The organism is Bradyrhizobium sp. BR13661 (assembly GCF_029892425.1).
Lineage (GTDB): Bacteria > Pseudomonadota > Alphaproteobacteria > Rhizobiales > Xanthobacteraceae > Bradyrhizobium.
Genome location: NZ_JARXWB010000024.1, coordinates 72505 through 89570 on the forward strand (window position 1 = coordinate 72505; position 17066 = coordinate 89570).

Genomic DNA, 17066 nt, shown 5'->3' on the forward strand with positions numbered 1-17066 from the left:
CTAGGTCTTCGCGACCGCGGGCCCAAATCCGCGTGATCAGCGTCCCTTTCGCCCTCGGAAACAATCTGCCGGCCATCGGCCTCATGCCGCGAGCAGCTTGCTTTATTTGAGGCTGGCGGTGACCCTCTGCAAAGGATGGCCATTAACCAGTTGTTAACCATCGCAGATGCAAAAGACCATATTGCAGCAGGGAGATTCTTCATGAACGGTCTCGAAGTGATGAGCGCTGCGCACGATGCCATCATCACGGTTGTCGTGATTTCGGCACCCTTGTTGATCGTCGGTACCGTCGTTGGCGTCGCCGTCTCGCTGTTCCAGGCCCTTACGCAAATCCAAGAGCAGACGCTCATTCAAACCCCCAAGATCCTTGCGACATTCGTTACTTTTCTGATCGCGTTGCCCTTCATGGCTGAGACTTCGCATAACCAATTTTTGCGGATGGTCGCGCAAATCAGCATGCCCACCAATTGACTCTTTTGCGCGTGGCCATCCGAGCCGGTCTATGAGCATTCGTTTTCCTGGTGGCTCGGCAAGCTGCGTCTTCGAACGATGTAAGCCGCAAAGCATTCTTTCGCTGCCCTCGTCATCTGGTTGCGTTTGCTCCTCGCGCGCGGCGCAAGCCCCGTAGTGTCCGAACACTCCAGAGGCGCTGGGATTCGGAAATCTGCTACACTCGGTCCAACTGAACCGGCTGATTCGGCGATCGCATGGGCGAGACCACGATTATTCATCTGTCGAGACTGATCGCGCTGGAACGCAGGCTCGACAACGTTGCCAACAACGTCGCCAACGCTGACACGACCGGCTTTCGTGCGCGCCAGCTTTCCTTTCAGGAATATCTCTCGCCGGCGAAGGAGGGCGAAGCCGACGGAAAAAGGGAGCGCCCGGTCTCGTTGGTGAATGCCGGATTCCAGTATCCGGACGTCTCCGGGGGCGCCATTCAACTCACCGGAAATCCTCTCGACGTAGCCATCGTCGGAGACGGCTATTTTGCCGTCCAGACGCCGCAGGGAGAGCGCTACACGCGGGCCGGCGCGCTTACCACCGATGCCACCGGACGCTTGGTCACTATGGAAGGCCAGCCGATCCTTTCCCGGACTGGTCCGATCACGATCGCACCCGAAGAGCGCTCATTGACGATCGCCGCCGACGGCACCATCAGTTCCCGGCAACGGATTCTCGGCAGCCTTCGCCTCGTTCGGTTCGACGGCCCTCTTCAAGCGGTGGGGTCTAACCTATTTCAGAGCCAGACTCCTGCCCTCGATATTCCGACGGGGTCCGTGAAACTGTCGGTCGGCGCTTTGGAGAAATCCAATGTCCAGAACGTCCAGGAGATGAGCCGATTGAGCGAGGTGACCAGGTCCTACGAACAGGTAGGTGGGCTCCTCAAGAATTCGCAGAGCGTCGACGATCTGAACAAGCTAGGAACCGTCCCCGACTGAATCGTCCGCGATATCAGGTTTCTGGATCTCCGGTGAGAAGCGCGATGGCCTCCTGAAGCAAAAGCGAGGGCGGTTGTGTCCGGACCGTTGTCAGCGCGGCTGACGAAGTTCGCCGGCGAGCCAACCCACGGCGTCGGTCTTCATCCTCTTGCGCGCCGTCTCGTCGACGAGATCGACGATTACCGACGGGAACGCGCAACCGGGCCGAAACCGAAATAGTCTTTGTTCGGGGGCGTCTCTAGCGGCCCCTGTTGCTCCCTCCCGAGGGCTGTGGGCCCCAGGAGCCCCCGGTTTCGCAAAGCGTCCGGGATTTGCCGGGCGCACCCTCGCCTGCATCGGAAAGCCTCCCACCGAGGTCGCGGCGGGCCCACAGGCGTATCGGTCGCGCCTTTGCCCGAGTTAGTCGGGTGCAGTGACGTCGTCGCGGGCCGCGGGCTGGCCGCTTAAGGTCGGATCGAAGCGCGCGCGTCCGAATCCCGCCGGCATTGCCAAGGACAGAGTGTCGTAGCTTGCGGTCGGCAAGAGTCAGCAGCCTGAAACATTGCCGGTGGCGTCTTGCGCGGTCGACATGATCGGCCTGATCAGCCGAGCAATCGCCAGGATTCCCTTGATGCCGTTTCCAAAGCGGGCAATGGCGTCGCGGTGGTCCCGCAACTCGCTGTATGGCAGATAACGAAGGTTGAGTTCGGCGACCCGTGAGAACGCCGGCCTGGCAAACTGCGCTCTAACTTCGCCCTCGCGGTCGTCCGGAGCCACGAGGAAGAAGTTGCGCGCTGCGGCACCATCGATGCCCAGCGCAAGGTCGAGCATCCGGACGATGCCGGAATAGATGCTGGTGGTGTGTTCGACTTCGAACGCGGCAGCCACATCGCCGCCTTGTTCGATCCAGAGCACGTGGATGAGACGAATAGCGTCCGCAGCGCCGGCCTCGGCCAAGGCCGCGGGCAAGCGGTCGAGACAGCCGTTCGCCAGCCGCCCGTCCTTGTAGGACCGCGCTCCGTCGTTCGAGGCTATCCACACCTGGAATCCAAGGGCTAAACCCAGGTCCCGCAGCCACCCTTGGATCTCGGTATGGGTATGGTCCGCCTCACGGGCTGCTGCCACCGCTTTCGAAGACGCTGCGGATTCCGCGCGGACCTGATCGAGATCGGACCTCCAGCGATCGAGGGAGCCGTCTTCTTGACGTTCCGGAAGCGGATAGCGTCCGGTGCCGACCTCGAACAGGAACGCCGCCGCGGCTCCGAGATCGTTGGAAAGCAAATTCCGATACTGCGAGTTCAGCGCCAGGACTCCTCGGCGCATGGCGAGATACTGCTCCCAACGGCCCAATTTCACGTCCGCTCCCGTCAGGGCATTGTATCCTCTCACGATGGCGGTGTTGAACGGCGGCGCGATCGTCGGATGCAGGAAATACAGCAGATTTGCGGCTGCGGGACCGAGCCCCTTGATGGTCGCCCGGTCGAGCTTCTGGATCGCTTCGATCACGTGTTCCTCGGTATTGCAGCAAAGACAGGTATCGAGGAAATTCCCGAAGGCCACCTGGTTAGGCCGATTTTCGTAGATGTCCGGGATACGGAGCTTCGGTTTCCACATGAATGCATGGTCGGCGCCCTTGAAGACCTGCCGCTGCTCGGCGATCGAATCCAGCACCGTTTCGAGCGATGAGCCGCGATAGGCGTTTCCGAACGTGTCAGCCTTGATCTCGGCCATCACCTCCTGAAGTCCGCGCCTGATAGATCGGAAATTTTTTATCCGCGCGTCCCACAGAAACCACGTCCGGTACGTCCCCGCCTCGTCATTCCTCCAATGCCGTATAAGATCTCCGACCCAAGCCTGCTCCATTCGCTAAACCACCCGTTCTAACTTCGGCGGCAGGCCATTCGGCCTCGCGCCCGGTACCCGAACTCTCGTTCAAGCTCAACCAATATACCGGACTTATCCCTTTCCGCACAGCTAAGACGACACTTCGGGCTTGTCCTTCCGGTCTACAAACCGGACGCCGATCCGCTTCTCCTTCCGCCAGACCACCCGGCATCGGCGGCCGCCGCCTTCGAGCTCAAGAACAACGGAATCTGGAATTCCGATCGGCGACGCCACCTCGAGCGAGGCACCACTGTCCGAAAGGTTCCGGACGGTACAGCTAATGGCCCCTCCCCCGAAGGAAATCGTCGCGGCCTTCAGGACTTTGTGACGCGGCGCAGACCTGTTGTCGTCTTCCATCCACATCCTCCACCTGTCTTCGGCCGACGATAGGCCGCTGTCGGCTCAGTGTTTGTGTTCACCCTTTTGCTCGGTTGGCATCGACATCCCGGCCCCGGGCTTCTTGCCATTGTTTTCCGGCTTCTTGCCGTCCCCCTTGTCCATGGACTCCATCTCTTCGTCCGGAGGCGCCCTCGCGACCATGTCCTTGTAGTGCTCGGCAGATAGGCCGGGCAGCTTGGTGACGAATGCGACGATGCTCCAGATGGTCGCATCGTCATGTCCGAGACCCCACGCCGGCATGCCGCTCATTTTCAATCCATGTTTCGTGACCCAGAAAACGGTCTTGGGATCGAAACGCTGTTCGGAAAGATTGGGCGGCTTCGGGTAGAGGCCGGGCCGAATTTCCGAATCCGATTGCTCGGGCGCAAGGTGGCAATTCACGCACATCGCCGCATACTGTCCCGCTCCCTTCAAAACGAGTTGCTCGTCCTGAAGGTCGGGTAGCTCGATCCGGCCGGCGCGTACCGCGATGGAGCGGTTGCGAACGGTCTCCATTACCCTTCGGGTGATTTCCCAATGCGGCGTGTCCGCGCCGACATCGTAGAAGCCGTAGCCCACGTAGAATAGAATTCCGCCAAATAGAGCCACCGCAGCGAGGACCGCAACACCCAACCGTCTCGTCATTTAGCATCCACCTTTTGGTCTGTTGAAGGTTCTCGCCGACGAACGTCAAGTACGGCGGTTCGTTTTGCGGATGACGGCGGCCGGTCCAGCGAACGCGACCAGTTCCGGTAGAAAGCGACGCACGTCATGAGCGCCAAGCCGCCCGCGCTGACCGCGACTTGAGCGGCCAACCCATCCGAATACATTTCAAGGATGAAGTGGCCGACGAACGACAGAAAGATACCGACGCAGAACACTTCGAGGGACCGCTGGCCGCAGACGATCAACGGCTGCAGCGCCGCGGATCGCAGCCCGCTCCAATCGGACGGAACCAGACGAACCACGATGACGGCCACCGCAAGGAAGTGCAGCACCCGGTAAGGCGCGAGGTTCGTCTTGTCGTTCGGGACGAACCATTCGAGCATGCCGGTCGGCAGAAACGCTGTCGTCTCGAAACGGTCAGCGAGCGTCACGACAGCGGCAAAGACGACGAAAGCGATGCTCGCTGCAAGGACGGCACGGGACCGCGCCAGTACCTGCATACGCGCGCGACCGCCCAGGGCCGCCCACGCACCCAGCGTGAACAGAAGCTGCCAGGTGAACGGATTGAAGTACCAGTCGCCGGAAGGATATGCCGAGAAATTCCAACCGAATAGACGTGCAGACAGGTAGACCGAGATCGAAGCCGCCAACGCCGCATTCGGCCACCGCATCATGACGATCAGCAGCGGCGGGAAACCGGCCATCAGAACGATGTAGAGAGGAAGGACATCCAGGTTCAGCGGCTTGAACTTCAGCATCAACCCTTGCGTAAGCGTGGCGACCGGCTGCTCGATGAGGCCGGCGACATTGAATTCGTCGAGAAGGTGCGAATGCCCGTAGCGCTGTGCCACGTAGCCGATCGCCGCGGCGTAGAAGACGAACAGCAGGACGTGGGCGACGTATAGCTGCCAAACGCGCCGCATCAGCAGAGCCGTTCCGGCGAGCATTCCTTGTGCGGATATCCTTCGAGCGTACACGAACGCCGCCGTGTACCCGGAGATGAAGACGAAGATGTCGGCGGCGTCGCTGAAACCGTAGTTTCTCGTCGTCAGCCAAGCGATCGAGTTGTTGGGGATATGGTCGAGAAATATCGCCCAGTTTGCCAGACCGCGAAACAGGTCGAGACGCAGATCCCGCCCTCGCGGCGAAACGGCCTTGGAAGCTGGCATCGAACTCTTGATATTGTCCGACGATGCTGGCTCCGACGAAGCCACTGTCGTCGACGGTTCGTCAGGCCGCGATATTCTGACCGGCTGCAAAGACGGCATCGATTAGCCTGCCATCGCCCGGCAACTTTCGGCACAACGCGTACATGCCGTCACGCAGTCGTCCATCCCGCCGACGCGCTCGCAGTCCTTGGCGCATTCGGTGCAGATCTCGGCGCACTCCTCGCAGACGTGCGCATGGTGAGGCGAATTGAGAAGCATGAAGTGCGCCGCAGTTCGGCATATCTCGGCACACGCCATCATCAGTCTGATGTGCTTCGGTTCGACGTGCTTCCCGCCGGACTCCAGGCAGTGGGTCATCGCCGTCCCGAGACACATCTGGTAGCAGCGCAGGCATTCGTCGATGCACGCCTGCATCTCCTTGCTCGTCTTCATCTCATTCTCTCCTTTGTTTTCCGTTGGCCTACTGGACGTTGAGGACAAGCATCAGGCCGCCGCCGCCGTGCTGCTCAACGTTGTTGTTGGCTGTGTGATGCGGGATGTGGCAGTGCACCAGCCATTTGCCCGACTTTCGTGCCGTCCAGACCACGTCGTAGCGCTGCCCGGGACCGACGTTGACTGTGTCCGCCTGGTATCGCGCGCTTTCCTTGAGGTTCACCCCGTCCACGGCTACGACTTCGAACGGTCCGCCGTGCACATGCATGGGATGCACGAAGTTGTTGTTCGTCCCGATGAAGCGAAGTTTGATGGTCTGTCCGACCTTCATGGCGACCGTGTCGGTCGAGGGGTATGCCTTGCCGTTGATCGTGAAGTAGTTCGGAAGCGCCCCTTCCATCAGCATCGCCGGATAGGTCAGCCATTCGCGCTTCAGCCACTCCTGTAGCTGGATCGCGTAATCGAGGTCGGCCTTCACCTCGGCCGAGGGGTCCTTCGGCGCGATCAGCAGCGCCCCGTAGAGCCCGAGCGCCTGCTGGCGGTCCGGATGATCGTGGCTGTGGTAGAAGTACGTGCCGCTCTGGCCCACGTCGAATTCGTAGGTGTAGGAGCCGCCCGGCGGCACCGGGTCTTGGGTGACGTTGGCCGGCCCGTCCATCTCATTCGGGACGATCAGTCCGTGCCAATGAACCGTGGTGCTTTCTGGAAGCGCATTACGGAAGTTGATGCGGACATGATCCCCCTCCGTCACCTGCAGCCGCGGTCCCGGGACCTGACGATTGTACGCGTAGGCCTCGACCGCCACGTCCGGAAGGATGTTCCATCGGATGATCTCGGCCTTGATGTCGAAGACCTTGACCCCGTTCTCGATGCGCGGCGCAAGGACCTTGTCGCCCCTCGCGTCGGGCGCCGCCACGTAAGCGACTTGACGCGGCTTCACGGCGGCCATGTCCTTCATAGCCTCGCCGGGCAGATCGAAGGTGTTGATCATCCCCGGCGGCATGATGGAGCCGTCGACGTCGCGGGCGCTGAGACCGAGGTTGACGGAAAACCCCGGTATCACCATTCCGGAGATCAGAAGGAACGACGTCACGCCGGCGAGCGCCGCCAACTGTGGAGTCGTCGCGTCGCCGCCCATCTGATGGCCCCCGCCAGGGGACGCTTCGCGGTCGCCCGACTTTTTTGCTTTCTGTTGTCCCCCATGTCCCTCCATGTGGCTCATCTGCTCATCCGACATTTGACCCGTCTCGGACTTCATTCCGGACATGTCGCGTTGTTGGCCGGCTGCCTCCGGCCGTTCGGTCATCAGGCCGTGCTTGACCTTCTTCTTCACCATCCAGACGTTGAACGGATAGGCCGTCGTGAATCCGACCATGACACCGAGAGACATCACGCCCCAGAAGACGAATTCGAGCGGATCCATGGCGCGCATGTCGCGGCCCATCATCAGCAGGCTCATCGTCGGCGCCATTCCCGCCATCATCGCGTTCATGCTGATGAATTCCGGCATGAAGCTCTTGCGGACATTTTCCCAATAGGTGCCGCCCATCATCTTCTTCATGAAGAGGGACTGGAAAATGAACAGACCGAACGAGAAACCGGCAATGTATTCGACGATAAGGTCGATCCACATCGGGAGGCCCAGCAGTGCCGTCACGGTCGCCGCCAGAATGATGCCGGTGGCATCCCCCGCAACGCAGTGAATAGTGCTCCCGACGCCCTGCTTCCAGAGGGGCGATGTGAAGTGCTCATGCTCCCCTGGACGGGGCTCCTTGTCCGCGAGCACGTAGAGCAGCAATCCGAACGGGCCCATGTAGAGGGTGACCAGGATGAAACCCCACTTCATCACCGTCGGCTCGGGATTGCCGTTGAACTGGTCGAACGCGACGTAGGCCGTAGAGCCCGCCGCGAGGACGAACCATGCGATCAGAAAATAATCGTAGGGAAGTGCGATCATGGAGTCCTCGCGGTCAGGTGTTCAGGCTGTTCAGCCGCCGTGCTTGCCGATCCAGTCCTTGAGCATGGTCTGCTCTTTGGTCTGATCCTTGACCGTCTTCTCGGCCATTTCGCGGATCATCGGGTCTTTAGTCTCCTTCAGCACCGTCTGCGACATCTCGATCGCGCCCTGATGGTGAGCGACCATCATCTTCGCCCACGCCTTCGTAGGGTCGGGATCCATTCCCTTCTTCATGTCGGCATTCATTTTTTCCATGGACTTTGTGTAGGCCGGACCGGCGTCGTCGGCGTACGAAGGCATCGATAGCGCAAACAGCACCGCGACAGACGCGGCCGAAATCTTCAGGATGTTTCGTGACATCTCATTCTCCATTGTTTGAAAACACATTCGCAAACGGCCGGCACAAATTGTTGTTCCGCGGATGTGGCGACGACATTTCCGGCTTTGGCGACGAGCGTTTGCACAAGCGCGAGCACGCGTTGTCGACAGGACCTCGCCGGACTGAGCATCTTCCATAAGAGTGAATTCATGGCCGACGTGCGCGGCAGACCTCCTGCAATTTCAGGCAACGGCATGTCGCCGCGGCGGGCGGAAAAGCACTTTCCGGACAGCCTGGGTATTTGCTAAGCCTGTCGTGCTGCGGCGGCGATGCGAGCTGGGTCGAACCGATCATCGGTACCTCCACGTCGCAGCGAGCAGTCGCTCTTCCCACAATGCGCTGGAGGTAGCGAAGACATTGTAGCCGACCCACGGATGCCTCTTGATCGAATCCAGCCGCTTGATTCCGTCGAGACGGTTGAACCGGCACGCCCTGGGATCGAACACAAATACTCTGAGCGACATCTCTTCGAGGAGGTGACGCGTGATGCCATGCGTCGTGTCGGATCCGTGCTCCTCACAGATGACCACGCAATCGCGGTGCATCAGCCGTTCCGCGCCGGTCAGCGCTTCGATTTCCACGCCTTCCACATCGAGCTTGACCACCACCGGAAGCGATGCATCGACGAGCCCGCCCGCAACCAGGCTGTCCAGCGAAACGACAGTTACGGCGTCCGGCTCGTTTTCGGTCAGCCTGAGGGTCTCCAAGGCTTCATGCCTTGCGCCCGTGATCCTCACAAAACCGGCCGCCTGTCCACCGACCGCGGCGTTGAGCCATCGGAAACGGTCGCCGTTCAGGAGCGCGTTCGCGCCAAGCCGTTTCGCGTTTTCCGGAGACGCTTCGATGGCGAGCGTGGGCTGCCTGCCGAAAGGCCGGCTGGACGCCAGCACGGACCAGTAACCGAAGTTCGCCCCGCAGTCGACGAAGGAGTACCTGAGGTCTGCCGCGCACCTTAAGAAGGCTTCGATCTCCTCTTCATAATCGTATCTCGGATTAAGCATTCTGCTCCAGTATCCGTCGCAGAACGGGATGGCGAAGTCGGCATCCTCGTTCAACCGGACGATGATGTCGCGATCGGCAACGACAGTCGCGACCGCCTTGCAACCGTGCCTGTAGCCGCGATGTCCGTAAGGTCGCGTGATGACGGATCCGGCCTGAAGGGCCAGCACCGCAACGCGGTCGATCACGCCGGCGCCGCTCAGCCTTCCGCTCTTGCGATCGAAAGCGAGCGGTCGTTCGGACGCAACTCCGTCAGCCTGGCGCAACGATGCCTCCATCCATTCCCTCCAAGGTCCGCTTCTCGACCCGGTGCCGCCGGCTCACGCAGCGCGGCGGCACCGGCCGTTCCGGGGTTACTTGCCCTTCTGCATCTTCGTGATCGTGATGCCGGCGGTCGCCCGTTCGGCTTCGAACTGGACCTTGTCGCCGACCTTGACGTGCTTGAGCATCCCCGGGTCCTGCACCCGGAAGACCATGGTCATGCCGTCTTCGTCCATATCGAGATTCTTGATGGGGCCGTGCTTCAACGTGATCTTGCCGGCGGTCTCGTCGATCTTCTTCACCTCGCCGTTGACCATGGCGTTCTGGGCGAACGCCGCGGTCGAAATTGTTGCCAAAACGACGGCGAAAACTGCTGCTGCAAGTTTGTTCTTCATGATGTTTTCCTTGGTTTTGTCGGGATCACTTGACGACGATCGTACCGACCATGCCGGCTTCGCGATGACCCGGGATCAGGCACGAATATTCGAACTCTCCGGGCTTGCTGAACTTCCAGACGATCTCGTCGGTCTTCTTGGGGGCAAGCCGCTTGCCGTTCGGGTCGTCGTGCTCCATGTCGGGGTTCTTCTTCATGGCCTCCGCATGCTTGAGATTTTCGGCGGTCGTCGCCAGGATGAATTCATGGTCGAGTTCACCGTTGTTGCGGAGCATGAACTTGACCTGCTCGCCCGTCTTGATCTCCAGTTTTGCGGGCATGAACATCATCTTCCCGTCCATCTCGCCCATGGTCACCTGAACGATCCGGGCGGGCTTCTTGGCATCGCCGGGCTCGCCCGCGGAGAACGTCTCGTCGTGGCTGTGGCTATGTCCGGCCGGACCCTCGCCCGCCCAAACGGCGGTACCGCCTGCCAGCAGTAAACCCGCGATTGCCGAAGCGACGGCTTGATTGATGGTCTTCATTAGTCTTCTCCTGTCTGATGTTGAGTTCGAAAAGGCGTCCGGATCACATGCCCTTCATGCCTTTCATTCCTTTCATGCCCTTCATTTGCGTCGTCCCGCCTTCCTCCTTGCCGCCGTTCTGGCGGGGAGCCGCTGAGGCGGGCGCATCGACTTCGTATGCGACCGTGCCTTGCGGATTTTTGTAGGGACCCGGGTCCTTGTAATCGTCGCGGGCCATTCCTTCCCGGATCTTCATGACGGAGAACATGCCGCCCATTTCGATGGGGCCGAACTGGCCGGAGCCCGACATCATCATGAGCGTGTTGTCCGGCATCGGCATCTCCATCTCGCCCATGGCCATTCCTGTCGAACCCATCACCATCGCGTCCGGAGCAAGCTTGCCGACAGCCTTGGCGAGATCCTTCTTCGACACACCGATCATGTTGCGCATGTCGTGCCCCATCGAGTTCATGGTGTGGTGCGACTTGTGGCAGTGGAACGCCCAGTCGCCGGGATTGTCAGCGAGCACGTCGAAGGCGCGGACCGCTCCGACGGGAACGTCGGTCGTCGTCTCCGGCAACTGCGCGCTTTCTGGCACCCAGCCTCCGTCTGTGCAGGTCACCGCGAAGCTGTGCCCGTGGAGATGGATCGGATGGTTGGTCATCGTGAGATTTCCGATGCGCACGCGCACCTTGTCCCCGAGGCGGACGGGCAGCGGATCGATGCCGGGAAACACGCGGCTGTTCCAAGTCCACATGTTGAAGTCGGTCATCTCGTTGACCTTCGGCAGATAGGTGCCGGGATCGATGAGATACGTGCTCATGATGAAGACGAAGTCGCGGTCGACCGGCCGGAAGGTCTGGTCCCGGGGGTGGACAATGAACATGCCCATCATGCCCATCGCCATCTGCACCATCTCGTCCGAGTGCGGGTGGTACATGAACGTCCCGCTCGTCTTGATCTGGAATTCGTAGACGAAGGTCTTGCCGGGTTTGATGTGAGGCTGGTTGAGGCCGCCCACCCCGTCCATGCCGTTCGGTACGATCATGCCGTGCCAGTGCACGGTGGTATGCTCGGGCAGCTTGTTGGTGACGAAGATCCGGACCTTGTCGCCTTCGACCGCCTCGATGGTCGGACCGGGCGATTGCCCGTTGTATCCCCACAAGTAGGCCTTCATGCCCTCAGCGAACTCGCGCACGACCGGTTCGGCGACGAGATGGAATTCCTTCCAGTCCCCGTTCATCCGCCACGGCAGCGACCATCCGTTCAACGTCACGACCGGCCGATAGTCCGGACCGGACGTCGGATGCAGCGGCGGCTGCATTACCGCCTTTTCCATGGAGGGCGCTTCCGGAATGTTGGCCGCCTGCACCCGGCCGCTCACTGCGCTCGCGCTTATCAGCGCGGCCGTTCCGATGAATCCTCTACGCGATAGCATGATTGTCTCCTTAATGGCCGCCGCCCCCGCCGGCCTGGGCGGTGGTGGTCTGACGGGGTTGGTTCTGGGACTCTCCGGAGCCGCCGCCGTTGACGACCGTCTGAAGGTCGGACTGGGCGAACCAGAAGTCTCGCTTGGCCTCGATTCCGGCGCGCAGCGATGCGATGCGCTGGCGCGCCTCGGTCAGCAGCGCGAAAACGTCGATCTGCATGCTCGAGAAGCGTAGCTGCATCTCTTCGGTGATGATCTTGCGCAGCGGCAGCACTTCACGCTGGTACTGGCCGGCGATTTCGTAGGTCGACCTGTAGACGCGGTAGGCGTCCCTTGCCTCAGAACGTACGTTGATCGCCTTTTCGGTCAGGCGGTTGAACGACTTATTGTAGGTCTCGGCAGCCTGCCGGACCCGCACCTCGCCGCCGTCGAAGATCGGAATCTGGAACTGGATGTCGAAGCCGCGTTCGCGGAAGGGCGCACTTTCGGGATCGCGCGTCTTGCGGTCGATCCCCGCCACATCGAGGAGCGTCACGAACCGGCTCGCTTCCGTTAGATTGAGAGATTTCGCGAGGGCGTCGAGTTCGATCCGCGCGATCTGCAGGTCGATGCGGTGGCTGACCGCATCGACCTCGATCAACGGGAGCGCCGAGGGATGCCGGGGCAACGCCGGCAACGTGCCGGGAATCCGGAAGGCCAGGTCGCTTCCCCAAAGCCCCATCAGACGCGCGAGGCGTTCCCGCGAGCTCGCCGCCTCCTGGCGTATCGATCCGAGTTCGGCCGTGGTCTCGGCATAGAACACCTGCTCGCGCGCCTGGTCGAGCTTGTTGAGCGATCCGGTCTGGCCGAGTTTGAGGGCTAGTTGGGCCGTGGATTCCGCGGTGGATTTGGCGTCCGCGAGAAGTCCGATGAGTTCGTTGGCGGCGACCGCGCGGTAATAGGACCGTCTGACTTCCGCGGCGAGCCGCAGCGTCTCGAGGGCGGCCCGCAACTGCGCCTGCCGGAAACGTTGACGTGCGATTTCCGAGCGGAACGGCAGGGTGGCGAGCGCCAGAATGTCGCCGACGACCTGCCGTTCGATCTCGACGGCTCCGTTGCCCGATATTCGCGAAATCGAGAACGTGGGATTGGGCGGCAGGCTCTCCTGGACGAGGTCCGCTTCCGCCAGCGCCAGTTCGTTGTAGGCCGCCTGAAGGCCCCGGTTGCTGAGGAGCGCGACCTGGACCGCGGTTTCGACGTTCAGGGTCCGGCGCAGCAGCCGCTTGACCGCATCGTTCGCGACCACGACATCGTCGGCGGTCCGGATCGAGATCACGTCCTTCTTGATGGTGCCGCCGGCGATGTCGGCCACCGCCGTCATGCCGCCGTCCGGAGAGAACGTTGCGCAACCCGAGAGCAGCAGCGCGGCTGACAGCGACGATAACGCCGTTCTGGCCCCGGTGGCGCCCGTCGCGCGTCGCAGTCGGATGAAAAGTGTTTCTGTCATGGCGTCCTCCTACTGCTCGGATTTGGGCGTGGGAGTTACGCGCTGGTTCTGTTCTTTCCAGCCGGATGGCGCGGTCGGCCGCATGCTTGTGTAGGGCGCGATGCCGGAGCGGTAGCTGACGCCGGCGACCGGCACGTTCGGGTCGGCCGGATCCGCACCGACGAGCGGAACGGTCGGAATGCATCCCCCGAGCGACCACGTCGCGGCGGTCATCCCCACGATTGCCCGAAATCTATTGCCTAATATCCTCTTCACCACCGACCGGACGGCGGCGAGAATCGCCCCAAGCTGCGCAAACATTATCTTTTCCTGAACTGACGATGGACCACAGGCGCGCGAGCCCTCGACAGGCACGGCACCGCGTAGCTTCGATCAGGTCAGGAAATGGGGGGGCGATAGTGCCGGGGGGGAGCCTTGTCGGCGACGTTCAGGTAACCTTCGACTTCGCAAAGCGCCGTCGGAGCGGAAGGCGTCACGATGTCGACGACCTTCGCCGGAAGAGCGGTCACGCACATCAGCCCGCAGCACTCCCCGCCGGATTTATGCGGAGCTTTTTCGGGAGCCGACTTCGAATCCGATGCCACCGACATCGAATGGTCACCGCCGCCGGAATGTGCCGGCGCAGCGGCATGATCATGGATCTGGCCGTCGTCGTGCAAATGTTGCGGCTCGGAATGGACATGAACCATTCCGGGAACGTGGTTCTCGTCCGTCAGGCACGGCGCGGGCGCGTGGACGCCGGGCAGCGCGTAGGAGATCGTCGGCGCCAGTACGCAAAGCAGATAGGCTAGGGCTACCAGCCACCCTGCCCTTGTTCGCTTCGTTCTGGTCAACCGGACGACCATGCAGACATCAACGCCTTTTCGCACCAACACTCGGGAGCATAGCGGCGAAGATCGCGGCCGCCAAGATGGAACTTTTGGTGTCGCTCATCGGTCAGCCCGGCCGATGACCGCCATTAATTCGGCGATCTTCTTCCTCTGGTCTGTTTTGTCGCCGCTCGCGATGGCGTGTTCGACGCAGTGGGAGACGTGGTCCCTCAGGACTTCCTCCTCGACCCGTCGCAGCGCGGCACGGACCGCCGAAATCTGCGTGACGATATCGATGCAGTAGCGCTCCTCGTCCACCATTTTGGAGAGGCCGCGCACCTGGCCCTCGATCCGGCCGAGGCGTTTCTGACAGGATACCTTGATGTCTTTCCGCATGGGTCTTATATACCCCTACACGGTATGGGTTGCAAGTAGGCAAGGAGCTCGAAATGGCCAGCGAACAGAAGGCGATGTCCCGAGGCGGATGCGGATGCTCGTCAAAGGCGGTCGCCGCCGGTCCTGAAACGCCGGTCAAGAAGAGCGGGTGCTGCGGGGGCGGAGACGCGCACGACCATAATCATCACGCTGCGGGCAGAGCCGGCGTCGTAGACCCGGTCTGCGGCATGACCGTCGATCCCGCAACCAGCAAGCATCGCTTCGACTTCAGGGGCGTCACCTACCATTTCTGCTCGGCCGGCTGCCAAACTACGTTCGCCGCCGCTCCGGAGCGATACCTCGATAAGGCGAACGCAGCGCCGCAGCACGCCGACGTCCCGGAGGGCACGGTCTACACCTGCCCCATGCATCCGCAGATCCGTCAGATCAGACCCGGAAGCTGCCCGATCTGCGGGATGGCGCTGGAGCCCGAACTGGTCAGCCTCGACGACCAACCCAACCCCGAACTGGCCGACATGACCTGGCGCTTCTGGGTGGGGCTCGCGCTGGCGCTGCCGGTCATTGTACTCGAGATGGGCGGCCATCTGGTCGGCAGCCACGGCTGGATCGACCAAAACCCCTCGAACTGGATCCAACTCGTCTTCGCCACGCCGGTCGTTCTCTGGGCCGGATGGCCGTTCTTCGTGCGCGGCTGGCAGTCGCTGGTCACCCGAAACCTGAACATGTTCACCCTGATTGCGATGGGCGTGGGCGTCGCCTTTGCCTACAGCGTCGTCGCCACCGTAGCGCCGGGCATCTTCCCGTCCGCATTCCGAAGCCACGGCGGCGCGGTGGCGGTCTATTTCGAGGCCGCTGCGGTGATTACCGTTCTGGTCCTGCTCGGCCAGGTGCTGGAGCTTCGAGCCCGCGAGGCCACCTCCGGCGCGATCAAGGCCCTGCTGGATCTGGCGCCCAAGACCGCCCGCCTCGTCGACGAGAACGGGGCGGACCGAGAGGTCCCGATGGACGGCCTGAACGTCGGCGACAAGCTGCGGGTCCGGCCCGGGGAAAAGGTCCCGGTGGACGGCGTCATCATCGAAGGCCGCTCGTCCCTCGACGAGTCGCTGGTGACCGGCGAGTCCATGCCGGTCTCCAAGGAGAGCGGCGCCAAGGTGATCGCCGGCACCCTGAATCAATCGGGCGGGTTCGTGATGCGGGCCGAGAAGGTCGGCCGTGATACCCTTCTTTCCCAGATCGTGCAGATGGTGGCGCAGGCGCAGCGTTCCCGCGCTCCCATCCAGCGTCTCGCCGACCAGGTCGCCGGCTGGTTCGTGCCGGCCGTGATTGCGGCGGCTCTCGTCGCCTTCGGCGCCTGGGCGCTGTTCGGCCCGGAGCCGCGGCTCGCGTTCGGACTGGTTGCGGCCGTGAGCGTCCTGATCATTGCCTGCCCTTGCGCCCTCGGACTTGCGACGCCGATGTCGATCATGGTCGGCGTCGGACGCGGAGCCCAGGCCGGCGTCCTGATCAAGAATGCGGAAGCGCTCGAACGGATGGAAAAAGTCGATACGCTGGTCGTCGACAAGACGGGAACGCTGACCGAAGGCAAGCCGAAGGTGGTCGACATCATCCCTGCGCAGGGATTCGACGAAGCGGAAATTCTGAAGCTTGCGGCGAGCGTCGAACGGTCCAGCGAACATCCGCTCGCCGACGCGATTGTCCGGGCGGCGAAAGAACGGAATCTGGCTCTCGCCGATGTCCAGGAGTTCGATTCCCCGACCGGCAAGGGAGTTACGGGTAAGGTCGGCGGCAGGTCGGTCCTGCTCGGCAACTCCAATTTTCTGAAATCCGCGGGCATTAAAACGCAACTGTTGGAGACGCAGGCGGAAAAGCTGCGAGGCGACGGCGCGACGGTCATCAACGTCGCGGTCGACGGCAGACTCGCCGGCATTCTGGCAATCGCCGACCCGGTCAAGGCGTCGACGCCGGATGCACTGAAGTTGCTGGCCGCCGAAGGCATCAAGGTCATCATGCTGACCGGCGATAACCGTACGACGGCAAGCGCGATCGCGCGGCGGCTCGGCATTCCAGACGTCGAGGCGGAGGTGCTTCCGGATCAGAAGAGCGCCGTCGTCAGCAAGCTCCAGCAGGAAGGCCGCGTCGTCGCGATGGCGGGGGATGGCGTCAACGACGCCCCTGCCCTCGCGGCGGCGGACGTGGGAATCGCCATGGGTACCGGAACGGATGTCGCGATGGAGAGCGCCGGCGTCACCCTGCTGAAGGGCGACTTAGGCGGCATCGTCCGCGCCCGGCGTCTTTCTCAGGCGACGATGAGCAACATCCGGCAGAACCTGTTCTTTGCTTTCATCTATAACGCGGCGGGAATTCCGATCGCGGCGGGCATCCTGTATCCGACGTTCGGATTGCTGCTCTCCCCGGTCATTGCCGCTGCCGCAATGGCGCTCTCGTCCGTGAGCGTTGTCGGCAACGCGCTGCGGCTGCGAGCGGTTCGGATATAGCTGAAAGA

At 62.0% G+C, this 17066-nt stretch carries 18 protein-coding genes; 3 read left to right on the plus strand and 15 right to left on the minus strand.

Going from position 1 to position 17066, the window contains the following annotated elements:
• Positions 1–201: 201 nt before the first annotated feature.
• Positions 202–471: a flagellar biosynthetic protein FliQ gene (locus M2427_RS30555; protein ID WP_021078703.1), complete on the plus strand. Its 270-nt coding sequence runs from the start codon at positions 202–204 to the stop codon at positions 469–471.
• A 236-nt stretch (positions 472–707) separates the two neighbouring features.
• Entirely contained in the window at positions 708–1442 is a 735-nt protein-coding gene (flgF, locus tag M2427_RS30560; RefSeq protein ID WP_021078702.1) for a flagellar basal-body rod protein FlgF, read from the plus strand.
• 525 nt (positions 1443–1967) lie between these two features.
• On the opposite strand, the gene M2427_RS30565 is transcribed toward flgF, so the two are convergent.
• The 15 genes from M2427_RS30565 to M2427_RS30635 all read right to left on the minus strand — a co-directional run bounded on the left by M2427_RS30565 (position 1968) and on the right by M2427_RS30635 (position 14563).
• The gene (locus M2427_RS30565; protein ID WP_106940469.1) at positions 1968–3284 is read right to left on the minus strand and encodes a type II restriction endonuclease; all 1317 of its coding nucleotides are present in this window, start codon (positions 3282–3284) and stop codon (positions 1968–1970) included.
• A 111-nt stretch (positions 3285–3395) separates the two neighbouring features.
• A complete protein-coding gene (locus tag M2427_RS30570) occupies positions 3396–3662 on the minus strand; it encodes a PilZ domain-containing protein (RefSeq protein ID WP_021078699.1) in 267 nt (88 codons plus the stop codon).
• 45 nt (positions 3663–3707) lie between these two features.
• Positions 3708–4328, minus strand: a complete 621-nt coding sequence (locus M2427_RS30575) for a cytochrome c (protein ID WP_280710570.1) — start codon at positions 4326–4328, stop codon at positions 3708–3710.
• On the minus strand, positions 4325–5518 hold the full coding sequence (locus M2427_RS30580) for an OpgC domain-containing protein (RefSeq protein WP_106940470.1): 1194 nt from the start codon (positions 5516–5518) through the stop codon (positions 4325–4327). Before M2427_RS30580 ends, M2427_RS30575 begins: the two co-directional genes overlap by 4 nt.
• A 102-nt stretch (positions 5519–5620) precedes the next feature.
• Positions 5621–5950, minus strand: coding sequence for a four-helix bundle copper-binding protein (locus M2427_RS30585; RefSeq protein ID WP_021078696.1), 330 nt, complete (start codon positions 5948–5950; stop codon positions 5621–5623).
• A gap of 28 nt (positions 5951–5978) precedes the next feature.
• A complete protein-coding gene (locus M2427_RS30590) occupies positions 5979–7907 on the minus strand; it encodes a DUF4396 domain-containing protein (RefSeq protein WP_021078695.1) in 1929 nt (642 codons plus the stop codon).
• 30 nt (positions 7908–7937) lie between these two features.
• A complete protein-coding gene (locus M2427_RS30595; RefSeq protein WP_021078694.1) occupies positions 7938–8267 on the minus strand; it encodes a DUF305 domain-containing protein in 330 nt (109 codons plus the stop codon).
• A gap of 309 nt (positions 8268–8576) precedes the next feature.
• Positions 8577–9473, minus strand: coding sequence for an FkbM family methyltransferase (locus tag M2427_RS30600; RefSeq protein ID WP_280710571.1), 897 nt, complete (start codon positions 9471–9473; stop codon positions 8577–8579).
• A gap of 165 nt (positions 9474–9638) precedes the next feature.
• Positions 9639–9941 carry a copper-binding protein gene (locus M2427_RS30605; protein WP_280710572.1) on the minus strand — a complete coding sequence of 101 codons (303 nt, stop codon included), beginning with the start codon at positions 9939–9941 and terminating at the stop codon, positions 9639–9641.
• A gap of 25 nt (positions 9942–9966) precedes the next feature.
• Positions 9967–10464: a cupredoxin family protein gene (locus M2427_RS30610; protein ID WP_021078691.1), complete on the minus strand. Its 498-nt coding sequence runs from the start codon at positions 10462–10464 to the stop codon at positions 9967–9969.
• A gap of 43 nt (positions 10465–10507) precedes the next feature.
• A complete protein-coding gene (locus M2427_RS30615) occupies positions 10508–11881 on the minus strand; it encodes a copper oxidase (protein ID WP_021078690.1) in 1374 nt (457 codons plus the stop codon).
• A gap of 10 nt (positions 11882–11891) precedes the next feature.
• Complete coding sequence (locus M2427_RS30620) at positions 11892–13358, minus strand: TolC family protein (RefSeq protein WP_021078689.1); 1467 nt, start codon at positions 13356–13358, stop codon at positions 11892–11894.
• 9 nt (positions 13359–13367) lie between these two features.
• The gene (locus M2427_RS30625) at positions 13368–13658 is read right to left on the minus strand and encodes a hypothetical protein (RefSeq protein ID WP_021078688.1); all 291 of its coding nucleotides are present in this window, start codon (positions 13656–13658) and stop codon (positions 13368–13370) included.
• Between the two features lie 77 nt (positions 13659–13735).
• Positions 13736–14203 (minus strand): hypothetical protein, encoded by a 468-nt coding sequence (locus M2427_RS30630; protein ID WP_021078687.1) that lies wholly within the window; start codon positions 14201–14203, stop codon positions 13736–13738.
• Between the two features lie 84 nt (positions 14204–14287).
• Positions 14288–14563 carry a metal-sensitive transcriptional regulator gene (locus tag M2427_RS30635; protein ID WP_021078686.1) on the minus strand — a complete coding sequence of 92 codons (276 nt, stop codon included), beginning with the start codon at positions 14561–14563 and terminating at the stop codon, positions 14288–14290.
• Positions 14564–14616: 53 nt separating this feature from the next.
• Here M2427_RS30635 and M2427_RS30640 point away from each other — a divergent pair, with 53 nt between their 5' ends.
• Positions 14617–17058 (plus strand): heavy metal translocating P-type ATPase, encoded by a 2442-nt coding sequence (locus tag M2427_RS30640; RefSeq protein WP_021078685.1) that lies wholly within the window; start codon positions 14617–14619, stop codon positions 17056–17058.
• Positions 17059–17066 lie beyond the last annotated feature (8 nt).

Excerpts from the sequence above, each read along its gene's own strand:
- M2427_RS30555 (WP_021078703.1), top strand. The coding sequence starts at position 202 with ATGAACGGTCTCGAAGTGATGAGCGCTGCGCACGATGCCATCATCACG.
- flgF (WP_021078702.1), top strand. The coding sequence starts at position 708 with ATGGGCGAGACCACGATTATTCATCTGTCGAGACTGATCGCGCTGGAA.
- M2427_RS30565 (WP_106940469.1), bottom strand. The coding sequence starts at position 3,284 with ATGGAGCAGGCTTGGGTCGGAGATCTTATACGGCATTGGAGGAATGAC.
- M2427_RS30570 (WP_021078699.1), bottom strand. The coding sequence starts at position 3,662 with ATGGAAGACGACAACAGGTCTGCGCCGCGTCACAAAGTCCTGAAGGCC.
- M2427_RS30575 (WP_280710570.1), bottom strand. The coding sequence starts at position 4,328 with ATGACGAGACGGTTGGGTGTTGCGGTCCTCGCTGCGGTGGCTCTATTT.
- M2427_RS30580 (WP_106940470.1), bottom strand. The coding sequence starts at position 5,518 with ATGCCAGCTTCCAAGGCCGTTTCGCCGCGAGGGCGGGATCTGCGTCTC.
- M2427_RS30585 (WP_021078696.1), bottom strand. The coding sequence starts at position 5,950 with ATGAAGACGAGCAAGGAGATGCAGGCGTGCATCGACGAATGCCTGCGC.
- M2427_RS30590 (WP_021078695.1), bottom strand. The coding sequence starts at position 7,907 with ATGATCGCACTTCCCTACGATTATTTTCTGATCGCATGGTTCGTCCTC.
- M2427_RS30595 (WP_021078694.1), bottom strand. The coding sequence starts at position 8,267 with ATGTCACGAAACATCCTGAAGATTTCGGCCGCGTCTGTCGCGGTGCTG.
- M2427_RS30605 (WP_280710572.1), bottom strand. The coding sequence starts at position 9,941 with ATGAAGAACAAACTTGCAGCAGCAGTTTTCGCCGTCGTTTTGGCAACA.
- M2427_RS30610 (WP_021078691.1), bottom strand. The coding sequence starts at position 10,464 with ATGAAGACCATCAATCAAGCCGTCGCTTCGGCAATCGCGGGTTTACTG.
- M2427_RS30615 (WP_021078690.1), bottom strand. The coding sequence starts at position 11,881 with ATGCTATCGCGTAGAGGATTCATCGGAACGGCCGCGCTGATAAGCGCG.
- M2427_RS30620 (WP_021078689.1), bottom strand. The coding sequence starts at position 13,358 with ATGACAGAAACACTTTTCATCCGACTGCGACGCGCGACGGGCGCCACC.
- M2427_RS30625 (WP_021078688.1), bottom strand. The coding sequence starts at position 13,658 with ATGTTTGCGCAGCTTGGGGCGATTCTCGCCGCCGTCCGGTCGGTGGTG.
- M2427_RS30630 (WP_021078687.1), bottom strand. The coding sequence starts at position 14,203 with ATGGTCGTCCGGTTGACCAGAACGAAGCGAACAAGGGCAGGGTGGCTG.
- M2427_RS30635 (WP_021078686.1), bottom strand. The coding sequence starts at position 14,563 with ATGCGGAAAGACATCAAGGTATCCTGTCAGAAACGCCTCGGCCGGATC.
- M2427_RS30640 (WP_021078685.1), top strand. The coding sequence starts at position 14,617 with ATGGCCAGCGAACAGAAGGCGATGTCCCGAGGCGGATGCGGATGCTCG.